The organism is Dokdonia sp. LLG6352-1, assembly GCF_045055815.1.
Lineage (GTDB): Bacteria > Bacteroidota > Bacteroidia > Flavobacteriales > Flavobacteriaceae > Dokdonia > Dokdonia donghaensis.
Window position 1 is genome coordinate 1081068 of record NZ_CP159329.1, and the last position, 14417, is coordinate 1095484.

The following is a 14417-nucleotide window of genomic DNA, read 5'->3' on the forward strand; positions in this document are numbered from 1 at the left end:
ATTCCCTTAACATAGGTTCGTTTTAAAATGATGCACGCACATATGAAAAGGAAGGCCCAAAGCGACATAGTGATATATAAAGAGTGCTTATGACAAAAGAAATAAGTAAAAATCTGAATTAGCCACGATTCACAAAAAATGCCTTTATATCGATGTAAAGGCATTTTTTGTGCCTTGACATTAGAAAATGTACCTTTGCCGCAATTATTTTTCTTTTAACTTAAACAAAGTATAGTATGCACCTGTACAATAAACTAAGCGCAAAAGAGAGAGCTCAGCTTATAGAACAAGCTGGAGAAGAACGTCTTACACTCTCCTTTTACAAGTACCATAAAATTGGTAATCCAGAACTTTTTAGAAATCACCTTTTCATTGCTTGGGATGCGATGGAGGCTTTAGGTAGAATATACGTCGCTCACGAAGGGATTAATGCCCAGATGTCTGTGCCGGCAAAGCGATTTACTGAATTTAAGGAACACCTAGACGGTATAAACTTCTTAGAAAATGTACGCCTTAATATAGCTAGAGAGCAGGATAATAAATCTTTTTTAAAGCTCAAGGTAAAGGTGCGTCACAAGATTGTGGCAGATGGACTAGAGGACGAGACTTTTGATGTGACTAATAAAGGTGTGCACGTAAATGCATCTACCTTTAATGAGCTCATAGAAGATGATAATACGGTGCTTGTCGATATGCGCAATCACTATGAGAGTGAGATAGGTCACTTTAAAAATGCAGTCACTCCAGATGTAGATACCTTTAGAGATAGTCTTGATATTATAGAAGAAGATCTTAAAAATCACAAAGAAGATAAAAAACTAGTAATGTATTGTACCGGTGGGATACGATGTGAGAAGGCTAGTGCTTATTTTAAACATAAAGGGTTTAAAAACGTGTTTCAGCTTGAGGGAGGTATTATAGAATATGCTCGCCAGGTAGAGGCAGAGAAGCTTGATAATAAGTTTAAGGGTAAAAACTTTGTTTTTGACCATCGTCGTGGGGAGCGCATTTCTGACGATGTTATTTCTAATTGTCACCAGTGTGGAAAGCCTTGTGATGAGCACGTAAACTGTGCAAATGAGGCTTGCCACCTTCTATTTATACAATGTGAAGAGTGTGCAAAAGCAAACCAAAATTGCTGCTCTACAGAGTGTGCAGAGATAAACGCACTCCCATACGAAGAGCAAAAGAAATTACGTTCTGGTAAAGGAAATAGTAATAAGATATTTAAAAAAGGAAGATCTGAGAAGCTAGCTTTTAAGAAGTAAGACTGTAGAAGTAGAACTTACAATTTTCTGTTTGGCAAAGGCGCTTGAGATTACCTATCTTTATCCATAGTTCAGTTTTGAACAAAAAAATAACGTGTTTACACTACTGTTGCAGTCACAGTGATTGATATAGAGTGATAAACCTTCTAAATATAAAATAATATGGCGTGTGGCAATTGTGGCACAGGTGCAGACGGATCTCCTAAGGGTTGTAAAAACAACGGAACCTGCGGGACAGATGGATGTAATAAACTTACGGTTTTTGACTGGCTTTCTAATATGTCTCTACCAGAGGGACAAGAAGCTTTTAATTATGTAGAAGTACGGTTTAAAAACGGACGTAAGAACTACTATAAAAATGATGAAAAAATCACCCTTAGTATAGGCGATATTGTTGCGACACAGGCAGAGTCTGGTCACGATATAGGGATGGTAACTCTTACGGGAGAACTTGTGCGCGTGCAGATGAAACGCAAGAAAATAAAACAAGATACACCAGATACTCTTAAAATTTATCGTAAAGCATCACAGCGTGATATAGATATCTGGACTACTGCTCGTGAGAAGGAAGAACCTATGAAGGTACGTGCGAGACAGATCGCAATACGCCTACAACTGCAGATGAAAATCTCAGACATAGAGTTTCAAGGAGATGCTTCAAAAGCTACTTTTTACTACACAGCAGAAGATCGTGTAGACTTTAGACAGCTCATAAAAGAATTTGCACAAGAGTTCCGTACTCGTATAGAGATGCGCCAGATAGGTTTACGCCAGGAGGCAGCTCGCCTGGGAGGTATAGGATCTTGTGGGCGTGAGTTATGTTGCTCTACGTGGTTAACAGATTTTAGATCTGTAACAACCAGTGCAGCAAGATACCAGCAACTATCACTTAACCCTCAAAAACTTGCAGGGCAATGTGGTAAATTAAAGTGCTGTCTCAATTATGAGCTTGACGCTTATATGGATGCCTTAAAAAGTTTTCCAAAAACAGAAACAAAACTTTATACTAAGAAGGGTACAGCAGTATGCCAGAAGATAGACATCTTTCAGGGTAGACTATGGTATGCTTATGAAGGCGAGTGGATGAACTGGCACGAGCTCACTACAGAGCACGCAAATGAGATTATCACTGCAAATAGAAAAAAAGAACCTGTTGCAAGTCTAGAAGAATTTGCATCAGAGCTTATTGTAGAGACTACTGTAGATTTTGGCAACGTGGTAGGGCAAGACAGTCTCACCCGTTTTGATAAGCCAAAAACAACAAACAAGCGCCGCAACAATCGCAAGAAAAAGCGTAGCAATAGTGATAATAAACCACAAGCAAAGCGCTCACAACCTAAAGGTCCTAAAAAATCAAAGCAAGGCGGCCAGAAGGGTAAAACTACTCATAAACCTCAAAAAGAAGGACAAAAACAAGGTGGTACAAAACCAAATAACAGAAATAAAAAGCGTCCTCATAAACCAAAACCTAATGCGTAACGTATTACTAGGTATACTCATCATATTTTGTGCGTCTTGCGATTCAAAGCAAGTGTACCATAGTTATATTTCGCTAGGTGACTCTTGGAAGATAGACGAGCCCGTTGTGCTAGAAGTTACAGAGCTAGATAGTATGCAGATATACGATACATTTATCACTGTGCGCAACAATAATGAATACCCGTACAGCAACCTATTTTTAATAACAGAAATGCAGTTTCCGCGCGGGAGAACCATTACAGATACACTAGAGTACGAGATGGCAAACCCAGATGGCACCTGGATGGGGGATGGTTTTGGAGATATTAAAGAAAGTAAATTAGTATATAGAGAAGGAGTGCGCTTTCGCGAAAGCGGAACCTACACCTTTACCATAAAACACGCAGTAAGAAAAAACGGTAATATAGATGGAGATGCAAATCTTGAAGGACTTACCGAAGTAGGCTTACGTATAGAAAAACAAGAATAAATAACTATGGCAACAAAAAAAGCTCCTAGAAAAACTGCCGAGAGTAGTGAGGATTACAGTAAATATATTTCTTGGTTTTGGAGACTTTTTGTGGGCGGTATAGCGCTGGTAGTACTCGTATTTTTACTTGCTAGCTGGAACGCCTTTGGAGAGCTTCCTACCTTTGAAGAGTTAGAAAACCCTGAGAGCAATCTTGCCACAAAAATCATCTCTGTAGATGGAAAACAGTTAGGGACTTATTATAACGAAAATAGAACTCCTGTAAAGTACGAGCAATTACCACAAAATCTAGTAGATGCTCTCGTTGCTACAGAAGATGAGCGTTATTATGATCACTCTGGTATAGACTTTAGAGGGACTACGAGAGCCTTTGCCTATTTAGGTCAAAAGGGTGGGGCAAGTACAGTAACACAACAACTTGCAAAGCTTTTATTTACAGGTCAAGCAGCGAGAGGATGGAAGCGTTATGCTCAAAAAATCAAGGAGTACGTTATCGCAACTCGTCTTGAGAGACAGTATACAAAGCAAGAAATCATTGCAATGTATCTTAATAAACAAGACTTCTTGTTTAATGCCATAGGAGTAAGCTCTGCCGCACGTATTTATTTTAATAAGGATGTAGAAGATCTAGAGCTACACGAGAGTGCGGTAATTGTTGCGATGCTTAAAAACCCTCGTCAATATAATCCGTATCGTAAAATATCTAGAGAAAAATCTCTAGGAAGACGTAATCAGGTATTCAAGCAGATGGAAAAAAACGGTATGATCACCACTGCCGAAAAGGACTCCCTGCAAGCGCTACCTATGGAAGTAAAATTTACACCAGAAGGTCACGCAGACGGTATTGCTACCTACTTTAGAGAAAATTTAAAGAAGTTTATGGCTTCTTGGATAAAAGAAAACCCAAAAGGGGAGGACCTAGAAGGTAATCTTACTTATTACAATATATATAGAGATGGTCTTACCATTACCACTACCATAGACTCTCGTATGCAAAAAATTGCAGAGGATGCTGTTGCAGCGCATATGCCTAGATTGCAAAAAGAGTTTGATAGACAAAACGAAAAAAATAAAACGGCACCTTTTAGAGATATAGAAGAAGAGGATGTAGACAGAATTTTTAACAATGCTATAAAAAGTTCTTCTAGATGGCGTAAAATGAAAGCGCAAGGAAAGTCTGAAGATGTAATAAGAAAGTCTTTTGATATAAAGACAGATATGACCATCTTCTCTTGGGGAGGTGAGATTGATACAGTAATGACTCCTCGTGACTCTATACGTTATTACAAAAAGTTTTTACGTACCGGTATGATGTCTATGGTCCCACAAACTGGTGAAGTACGTGCCTGGGTGGGAGGTAATAATATGACACACTTTCAGTACGATCACGTACAGTTAGGAAAGAGACAAGTAGGATCTACCTTTAAGCCATTTTTATATGCCACTGCGGTAGACCAACTCAAAATCTCTCCTTGTGATACCTTGCCTAACACAATTTATACTATAACAGCGGGTGCTCACGGTAACACAAAAAGCTGGTCTCCTGAAAACTCTGGAGGCGAGATGGGTGGAATGATTACTATGAAAGATGCTCTTGCACAATCTGTAAATACAGTATCTGCTAGATTGATGGATAAAGTAGGACCACAACCAGTAATAGACCTAGTAAGCAAGCTAGGGGTAGACACTAGTAACATTCCTGCGGTACCATCTATTGCCTTAGGAACTGCAGATTTAAGTCTTTATGAAATGGTCTCTGCATACGGGGCTTTTGCAAATCAGGGAGTCTACGTAAAACCACAAATAGTAAGTACCATACAAGATAAAAACGGGACTATTCTTTACCAGCACGTGCCAGAAACACGTGATGTACTAAGTGCAGAGTCTGCTTATGTAACTTTACAGATGATGGAGGGAGTAACCCGATCTGGTTCTGGATCAAGATTACGTCACACCACGAGAGGTAAAGAGGCTGTGTATAGAAAAGCGGTAACAGGGTATCCTTATGGATTTACAAACGCAATTGCTGGTAAAACAGGTACAACTCAAAACCAAAGTGATGGATGGTTTATGGGTATTGTTCCAAACCTCGTTACCGGAGTATGGGTAGGAGGAGATGATCGTGCCGTACACTTCCCAGGCATTAGTTACGGTCAGGGAGCAACAATGGCCTTACCTATATGGGGTATGTATATGAAGGGGGTTTATGAGAATGAAGATTTAAAAGTCTCAAAAGGTGAGTTTGATAAACCTAAAGATCTTTCGATTACCATAGATTGTGAAAACTATAAAAGTGAAAGCGTAAATGATGAGCTTCCAGATGAGCTAGATTTTTAACAACTCCATACTAATAATAGAATAAAAGAGCGCGATATATCATCGGGCTCTTTTTTTGTAGATGCAAATTTAATAAGTACGCTTTCGCGAAAGCGTAATCAATTACAAAATCCGTATTTTTAATCATTCAAAACCAAGAATATGATAACAAAAGAAGTTGCCGGAGTAGATGCGGCTCTTGAAGGTGTAACTAGCGGTATGACGATGATGCTAGGAGGGTTTGGCCTGAGTGGTATTCCAGAAAACGCTATTGCAAAGCTAGTAGAACTTAATGTAGATAATCTCACCTGTATATCAAATAATGCGGGAGTAGATGATTTTGGCCTAGGGTTGTTATTACAAAAGAAGCAGGTTAAAAAAATGATCTCTAGCTATGTGGGGGAAAACGCCGAGTTTGAACGCCAGATGCTTAGTGGAGAACTTGATGTAGAGTTAATACCTCAAGGTACACTTGCAGAGCGCTGTAGAGCTGCTCAAGCAGGCTTCCCAGCAATATACACACCAGCTGGTTATGGTACAGAAGTAGCAGAGGGTAAAGAGACAAGAGAGTTTGATGGAAAGATGTACGTGCTAGAGCACGCATTTAAGGCAGACTTTGCTTTTGTCAAAGCTTGGAAAGGTGATGCAGCGGGTAATCTTATTTTTAAAGGAACGGCACGTAATTTTAACCCTAATATGTGTGGAGCAGCAACCATCACTGTGGTCGAAGTTGAAGAACTTGTACCCATAGGTGAGCTAGATCCTAACCAGATACATATACCAGGTATTTTTGTACAACGCATCTTTAAAGGAGAGACGTACGAGAAGAGAATTGAGCAACGCACGGTAAGAACAAGAGATTAATTATGGCATTAGATAAAAATCAAATCGCACAGCGCATCGCAAAAGAGGTGCAAAATGGATACTACGTAAACCTGGGTATAGGTATACCTACACTAGTTGCAAACTATGTACGCGATGATATAGAAGTAGAGTTTCAAAGTGAGAACGGAGTATTAGGTATGGGACCTTTTCCCTATGATGGAGAAGAGGATGCAGATATTATAAATGCTGGAAAACAAACCATTACAACACTGCCTGGCGCTAGTTTTTTTGACAGTGCAACCAGTTTTAGTATGATACGTGGTAAGCACGTAGACTTAACCATACTAGGAGCAATGGAAGTCGCCGAAAATGGAGATATAGCAAACTGGAAAATACCTGGCAAAATGGTAAAGGGTATGGGGGGCGCTATGGATCTTGTAGCAAGCGCAGAAAATATAATCGTTGCAATGATGCATACTAATAGAGCAGGCGCGTCTAAACTTCTTAAACGTTGCAGTCTTCCACTCACAGGCGTAGGTTGTGTAAAGAAGATAGTAAGTAACCTTGCGGTACTAGAGGTGACACCAGATGGGTTTAAATTATTAGAACGCGCACCTGGAGTTTCTGTAGAAGAAATACAAGCAGCCACAGAGGGAACACTTATTATAGATGGTGATGTGCCAGAGATGCAACTGTATTAATGATTATCTATGACTTAAATAATAAGCCTCATAATTATACGTATGTGGTAGATAGACACTACGAGGGTTTAAGTGATAGGTTTTTAAAAAATACGTGTAAAGCACTTGATTTTCTTTATAAAACAAATGCGCTTACCATTACATATAAAGATGATGGTGTTGTGAAAACACTTGATATTATAGATGTGCTCGTTGCAGATGTTGTAAATGGTATTAATATCGTGTACTCACAGCGCAAGAATTATTATAGGCCGCCTACAAATACGGTGGGATTTTACGATACACACGGTATCGTTTTTAGAAAAAATCATCGTAAGCGATGGTTTTCAAAAAATAAGGGGTACAATTCTCCTATGGCTGTACTTGCGCACGAGCTTATACACTGCTATAATGAACTGTTTGAAACAGACGATTATAAAGCTAGAAAACTTAATATTACGTCTCGAAAGAAAAAAATAGACAGTGCGGGCAACGACATCTCATATCCTAATAAAGAGGAGGAGTTTGTCATAAGAATGACAAACCAAGTTGTAAAAAGATTAGGTGAAGATAAAAGGTCTAATTATGGAAGAAGTTATTATGAAGTAGAAGAGGTTACAGATACTCGAAAGAAAGGAAAACGGAAAAACAGAAGAATCTCACAAATATTTAACCACTCTTAGAGTGGTTTTTTTATGAAAACACACCCGCATTAATTTTAAAGATTTCGACAAAAAGCCGACTAAAAACTTAATTATTCGACGAAATACACAAAATATTAACATTTGATGATTATTTCTACTGTTTTGGTTGTTGTCTATTTATAATATTATCTTACATTTACATTCCCAAATCAAGTAATTGATTCCGATGAAGTGTAAAGTATATTCGATAATCTACATTTCACTTCATTATATAGTATAGCTTAAACGTATAAGAGTGTTTTGAGTTATGATTTGTTAGAAATCCGCGGGGGGAGCCCTGCGGATTTTGTTTTAATCCCTATTTGACGCAAGAATGAAAAAAATTACAAACTCAGCCAGACAACTCGCAACTGGAGTTCAAAATACTTTCTATTTTACATCAAACTGTATAAAACTAGCAAGAAAGGTCTTTATGATATAATCATAGTGACTAGATGCCTTTAGGTATAGCGCCTATTAATCGCTTAGTATAGGCCTTTATGGGGTTTTTATAAATTGCATCTGCATCTCCTATTTCTTCTATTTTACCATTATTCATAACCACAAGTTGGTCAGACATATATTTTACTACTGCGAGATCGTGAGAAATAAAAATATAAGTAAACCCAAAGTCCTTTTTGAGCTCATTAAGTAAATTGAGTACTTGTGCTTGTACAGAGATATCTAGCGCGCTTACAGACTCATCACACACAATAAGTTTTGGGTTTACAGCTATGGTACGTGCAATCCCTATGCGCTGGCGCTGCCCTCCAGAAAACTCGTGTGGGTATCTATTATAGTGTTCTTTCTCAAGGCCTACACGTTCTAATAATTGCATCACTCGCTCTTTACGCTCCTTTGTAGAGGCATATAGTTTGTGCACTTCCATAGGTTCTATAATAGCTTGACCCACGGTAAGCCTAGGGTTTAGAGAAGCAAATGGATCTTGAAAAATGATTTGCACTTCTTTACGTAAACTACGTAGCGCTTTGCCACGTAAACGTGTAATGTCTGTTCCTTTATATAAAATATGACCTGCGGTTGCTCGGTCTAGTTGCAAGATCGCATTCCCTAGCGTAGACTTTCCACATCCAGACTCACCCACTAGACCTAGCGTTTCTCCTTTATAGATTTTAAAAGTAACATCATCTACCGCTTTAAAGCCCTCAGCTTTGGTAAAGATGCCACTATTAGAAAAATAAGTTTTTTCTACATTGTGAACTTCTAGAAGTGGGGGTTGCTCATAAAGCTCTTTAAGATGTGCAAATCGTTCATCTGCTGTTTCAACTTGAGATAGTGTTTTATTATCGAGGTAATCTTGTATTGTGGGAAGCTTTTTAAGTCGCTCGTCAAGTGAAGGTCTTGCGCTTAGTAATGCTTTTGTGTATTGATGTTGAGGTGACTTAAAGAGTTGTTGTGCTTCTGCTGTTTCTACTATATCACCTTTGTACATTACAAGTACGCGATCTGCAATATCACTTACCAGCGATAAATCGTGAGATATAAAGATCACACTCATTTCGGTTTCTTGTTGTAGCTGTTTAAGAAGTAAAATAATTTCCTTTTGTACGGTGACATCTAGTGCCGTCGTAGGCTCATCTGCAATGAGAATTTTAGGCTTACAAGCAATGGCCATTGCAATCATTACTCGTTGTTTTTGGCCTCCAGAAATTTCGTGAGGATAAGCCTCATAAATTTTTGATACTGTAGGGAGTTTTACTTTTTCAAATAAAGCTAGTACTTCGTCTTTTATACGCTTTCGCGAAAGCGTAGTATGCCTTCTTAAAATCTCCGCTACTTGATCTCCGCAGCGCATAGAAGGATTAAGGCTGCTCATAGGCTCTTGAAAAATCATAGAGATTTCATTCCCTCGTATGGTTTGAAAATCTTTTTCAGAAAGTGTGGTTAGTGATTGCCCATTAAATGAGATAAGCCCCTCTATGTGAGTATGTTTTTTAGGAAGTAAACCTAAAATGGCTAGTGAAGAAACACTTTTTCCAGAACCAGATTCTCCTACAATGGCAAGTATCTCATTACGGTATAAATCAAAAGAGATACCGTGTATCACTTCATTGACCTCTCCTTGCTGTCGAAAAGATAGATGAAGCTGTTTTACAGAAAGAAGTTCTTGAGATTGCATAACTCAAAAATACGTTTTTTAAATACCAGATTGCATATGAGATTATAGTGAGTGCGTTTGAACATTATTATACAAATGAGAAGTCTTTAATTTTTGTTGAGCAATAAGTTAATTAAGGTAGAACATAGTTTAAATATTAATTTTTTGTTAAAAAAAATTGTGTAGTTCATCGAAAAAATTACGATTTCTTTAAAGATTTCACGTTATTTACTATCCAAACACAAAGTTTTGATTAAAAAATTATAAATAATCCGTTTTTAATCAATCTTCTCCAACATTAATTAAATAATCAACTTATGAAAAAATTGTACTCTTTTGTCCTACTGGTACTCCTAGCAGGATCGACAGCAATTGCTCAAAATGTAGATGGCATTGTCCAGAAATATTTGAGCGGAAATGCAGAAGAAGTAGGTCTAAAATCTACAGACGTTGCACAATGGGAAATAACAGATATTGTTCCATCACTTAACCCCGAGATACAGCACGTTTACGTACAGCAAAAGTATCAAGGAGTTCCAATCCAAAACGGAACATATAAGCTTACTGTAAAAAATGGACAGGTAACTTATGAGATTAATCAGTTTGTTAAAGACATAGCAGAAAAAAGCGCAGGCAGCACAGCTAGCTTATCTCCAGAAAATGCGATACAAAAAGTGGTGCAGCATCATAAGATACAAGCACCTCGCAATCTTTCTGTAACAAGATCTAGTGGTAACACTTTTGAGTATGCAAACTCAGGTATAAGTATAGAGCCTATTAAAGTAGAAAAGCGCTACCTATCTGTAGGAAACAAATTACACCTTACTTGGAATGTATCAATCTATCAACTAGATGCTCAACACTGGTGGAATGTAAATGTAGATGCTGCTTCTGGTGAGATATTAAAAACCGAAGACTGGGTAGTGTCTTGCTCTTGGGAAGACCCAAATCACAGCGAGCACAATCATACTAGTTCTAATGTAAAAGAAGATGTAGTTTATGGTCCAGTAAAAGCTACTACTGCAGCTGCAGTAGTGGGTGGAGGCTCTTATAATGTATATCCACTAGGTATAGAAAGCCCTAGTCACGGTAATCGCGCGATTGTAACAGATCCTGCTGTGGCAAATGCTTCACCATACGGGTGGCACGATACAAACGGTTCTGCAGGAGCAGAGTTTACTACTACAAGAGGAAATAACGTTCTAGCTCAAGATGATACAAATGGTAACAATGGTTCTGGAACAAGTCCTAATGGTGGTAGTGCTCTTAACTTTGACTTTGCACTTAACCTTAATAATAATCCTTCAACGTTTTTACCAGCAGCAACTACAAACCTTTTTTACTGGAATAATATTATGCACGATGTGTGGTACCAGTATGGGTTTACAGAGGCAGCAGGTAACTTTCAAGAAAATAACTATGGTAAAGGTGGTATAGGGAGTGATTCTGTAAATGCAGATGCCCAAGATGGTAGTGGTACAAATAATGCAAACTTTGCAACACCACCAGATGGTAGTAATCCGAGAATGCAAATGTTCTTATTTACTAACCCTACTCGAGATGGAGACCTAGATAATGTTATTATTGCTCACGAGTATGGTCACGGTATTTCTACACGTCTTGTAGGAGGTCCTAGCACAAATGCTTTAGGAGGTAGTGAGCAAATGGGTGAAGGATGGTCAGACTGGTTAGGTCTAGTGATGACTATACGCCCAGGAGATACTAGAGATACTGCCAGAGGGGTAGGTACATATGCTATAGGGCAGCCTACTACAGGTGCAGGAATTAGACCTACAAGATATGCTACAGATCTTGCTGTAAATGGTACAACTTATAATGATGTTAGTAGCCTTGTAGTACCTCACGGTGTTGGGTATGGTTTTGCAACGATACTATGGGATATGACTTGGGACCTTATAGATCTAGAAGGATATGACAATGACCAGTATAATGGTACAGGTGGTAACAACATCGCAATGGCTCTTGTTATAGAAGGTCTTAAGAATACGGCAAATAATCCTGGGTATGTTTCTGGACGTGACGGAATATTACAAGCAGATCAAGATCTTTATGGAGGACAGTACAACTGTTTAATATGGGACGCTTTTGCAAGAAGAGGTGTAGGTGTAGATGCTGTAGAAAATAGCAATGGTGGTACAAATACCAATACAGATCAAATTGCTTCATTTACAAGTGGTTGTTCTGGACCACCACCACCAGCATCTTGTAACTCTACTGTAAGCTCTTTCCCATATTCTGAAGGTTTTGAAAATACCTTAGGAGCTTGGTCACAAGACACATCAGATGATTTTGACTGGACAGTTCGTACAGGAGGAACACCTTCTAACAGTACAGGACCTTCGGGAGCTAATGAAGGATCATATTATATTTATGTAGAAGCATCTAGTCCTAACTTTGGGAGTAAGACTACTACAATAAACTCACCTTGTTTTAACCTTGCAGGAGTAAATGCTGCAGAGGCTACTTTTAGTTACCAGATGACAGGTAACTCAGTAGGTACAGTGAGACTAGAAGCTAGAGATGATAGCTCACAAACGTGGACAGAGTTGTGGTCACTAAGTGGAGATCAAGGAGCAGCTTGGCAAGATGCAACAGTAAGCCTTGCGGCATATGATGCCTCGACACAATTAAGATTTAGAGCAACAACATCTGCCTCTTGGCAAGGTGATATTGCTATAGATGGATTTGCTATAGAAGGTACTGCTCCAGCAGATACGCAAGCTCCTACAGCTCCTACAAGTCTTGTTGTTACAGATGTGACAACCTCTAGTGTTGCATTATCTTGGAACGCTTCTACAGATAATATAGGTGTTGTTGCTTATGATGTATACCAAGGGTCTAATAACCTAGGAGAAGTTACAGTGACTACTGCAAATGTTACTGGCCTTGCAGAGGGAACTACATACCAGTTTACTGTAAGAGCAAAAGACGAGGCAGGTAATGTTTCTGGAGCGAGTAATACGGCAACAGCCACTACAGAGACTACTACAGTTCCATCGGGTTGTACAGCAACCGCTGGAGCAGGATATAGTGAAAGTTTTGAAGCTGGACTTGGTCAATGGACTCAAGATAGCAGTGATGATATAAACTGGACACGTGATGCATCTGGAACACCTTCTAGTGGTACAGGACCATCTTCTGGATCACAAGGATCTTTCTATATGTTTGTAGAAGCATCTGGTAACGGGACAGGATACCCAAACAAGAGAGCGATATTAAACTCTCCTTGTTTTGATCTATCTACAGAGACAGAAGCAAACTTTACATTTGATTATCATATGTATGGTTCTACAAATGGAGGTCAGGTAGATCTAGAAGCGAGTGCAGACGGTGGTACTACCTGGACAAGCCTATGGAACCAGACAGGAAACCAAGGCAACCAGTGGAATGCAGTTACCGTGAGCTTAGATGCTTATACGGGAGGTACAGTTCAGTTACGTTTTAACCGTATTACGGGTAGCACGTGGCAGTCTGATGTTGCAATAGATAACGTTGCTCTTACTGCCGGTGGCGGAGGTGGTGATACTACTCCACCTACAGGCTACTGTGCAGCAAATGGTAATAACAGTACAGAAGAGTACATCGCACGTGTGCAGATAGGAAGTATAGATAACGCCTCTGGTAGAAATGCTGCCGGATACCAAGACTTTACAAATATCTCAACAGCCTTAAGTGGTAGTGCAACAATCACTATAACACCAGAGTGGCCAGGAAGCACATACAGTGAAGGTTATGCTGTTTTTGTAGACTGGAATCGTGATGGTGACTTTGCAGATGCTGGAGAAACGGCTCTTACCATCTCTGCAACGCAGGCTACACCAGTAAGTGGTACTATCACAGTACCATCTGGAGCGGCTCAAGGAGCGACTCGTATGAGAGTAGTTATGAGATATAACGCTGTGCCAGCTGCTTGTGGAAGCTTTAACTATGGAGAGGTAGAAGACTACATTGTAAATGTATCAAGTAGTGCAGCCTTTGGTGGAGATACAGAAGGTGACACAGCATTTACAGACTTTGGAAAAGGAGACTTCTCAATTTTCCCTAACCCGGTTACTCGTGGAGAATTAAATATAAGCTTACAAGGAGCAGAAGCAACCTCTGTAACTATATTTAACCTTCTAGGTCAAGCGGTTCATAAAGGTAATTTTGAAAACACAATTGATGTGTCGAGACTTGAAGCTGGCGTTTATGTCATTCAAGTAGAGACTGAAGGTTCAAAAATGATTAAACGCTTTATCAAAAAGTAAGGCCCGTCATTTATAAACATAAGAAATCCCGACTTCAGATGAGGTCGGGATTTTTTTTTGTTTTTATTACGCTTTCGCGAAAGCGTAAATAAAGCAATACTATTTATTTAAGAAGCTCTTAAACTCTTTGTTAGTAAAGAGTTTCCAGATGCCCAAAAAGCCAGCGATAACTTGTAAGAAGGTCCCAGCGGTTAATAATTCTGGAGCTCCTGGCCAGTGCATAATTTTAAATAATGCACCCAGAACAGTACAGATTAACCCTAAAATAAAAAGAGCGAGTATATGTTTTACTTTCATAACTATGGATTTT

General features: G+C 39.0%; 10 protein-coding genes. 8 read left to right on the forward strand and 2 right to left on the reverse strand.

The genetic code is table 11. The features are described 5' to 3' along the window. The first annotated feature begins 236 nt into the window (after nt 1-236). From ABVM49_RS04975 to ABVM49_RS05005, 7 genes are all read left to right on the forward strand, one after another. Entirely contained in the window at nt 237-1268 is a 1032-nt protein-coding gene (locus ABVM49_RS04975) for a rhodanese-related sulfurtransferase (RefSeq protein ID WP_038598034.1), read from the forward strand. Nucleotides 1269-1430: 162 nt separating this feature from the next. Beyond that, on the forward strand, nt 1431-2747 hold the full coding sequence (locus ABVM49_RS04980; protein ID WP_405203279.1) for a stage 0 sporulation family protein: 1317 nt from the start codon (nt 1431-1433) through the stop codon (nt 2745-2747). Next, on the forward strand, nt 2740-3216 hold the full coding sequence (locus tag ABVM49_RS04985; protein ID WP_405203280.1) for a gliding motility lipoprotein GldH: 477 nt from the start codon (nt 2740-2742) through the stop codon (nt 3214-3216). Before ABVM49_RS04980 ends, ABVM49_RS04985 begins: the two co-directional genes overlap by 8 nt. A 6-nt stretch (nt 3217-3222) precedes the next feature. Beyond that, on the forward strand, nt 3223-5553 hold the full coding sequence (locus tag ABVM49_RS04990; protein WP_405203281.1) for a penicillin-binding protein 1A: 2331 nt from the start codon (nt 3223-3225) through the stop codon (nt 5551-5553). A gap of 141 nt (nt 5554-5694) precedes the next feature. Then, nucleotides 5695-6396 carry a CoA transferase subunit A gene (locus ABVM49_RS04995; RefSeq protein ID WP_405203283.1) on the forward strand — a complete coding sequence of 234 codons (702 nt, stop codon included), beginning with the start codon at nt 5695-5697 and terminating at the stop codon, nt 6394-6396. 2 nt (nt 6397-6398) lie between these two features. Continuing rightward, a complete protein-coding gene (locus ABVM49_RS05000) occupies nt 6399-7058 on the forward strand; it encodes a CoA transferase subunit B (RefSeq protein ID WP_405203284.1) in 660 nt (219 codons plus the stop codon). Continuing rightward, the gene (locus ABVM49_RS05005; protein ID WP_405203285.1) at nt 7058-7720 is read left to right on the forward strand and encodes a hypothetical protein; all 663 of its coding nucleotides are present in this window, start codon (nt 7058-7060) and stop codon (nt 7718-7720) included. The genes ABVM49_RS05000 and ABVM49_RS05005 overlap by 1 nt, the downstream gene beginning before the upstream one ends. Nucleotides 7721-8171: 451 nt before the next feature. On the opposite strand, the gene ABVM49_RS05010 is transcribed toward ABVM49_RS05005, so the two are convergent. After that, entirely contained in the window at nt 8172-9860 is a 1689-nt protein-coding gene (locus ABVM49_RS05010) for an ABC transporter ATP-binding protein (RefSeq protein WP_405203286.1), read from the reverse strand. A gap of 296 nt (nt 9861-10156) precedes the next feature. Between ABVM49_RS05010 and ABVM49_RS05015 the strand changes: the two genes are divergently transcribed. Further along, entirely contained in the window at nt 10157-14107 is a 3951-nt protein-coding gene (locus tag ABVM49_RS05015; RefSeq protein WP_405203287.1) for a M36 family metallopeptidase, read from the forward strand. 99 nt (nt 14108-14206) lie between these two features. Here the strand turns inward: ABVM49_RS05015 and ABVM49_RS05020 are convergent, their stop codons facing one another. Continuing rightward, the gene (locus ABVM49_RS05020; RefSeq protein ID WP_405203289.1) at nt 14207-14404 is read right to left on the reverse strand and encodes a GldL-related protein; all 198 of its coding nucleotides are present in this window, start codon (nt 14402-14404) and stop codon (nt 14207-14209) included. Nucleotides 14405-14417 lie beyond the last annotated feature (13 nt).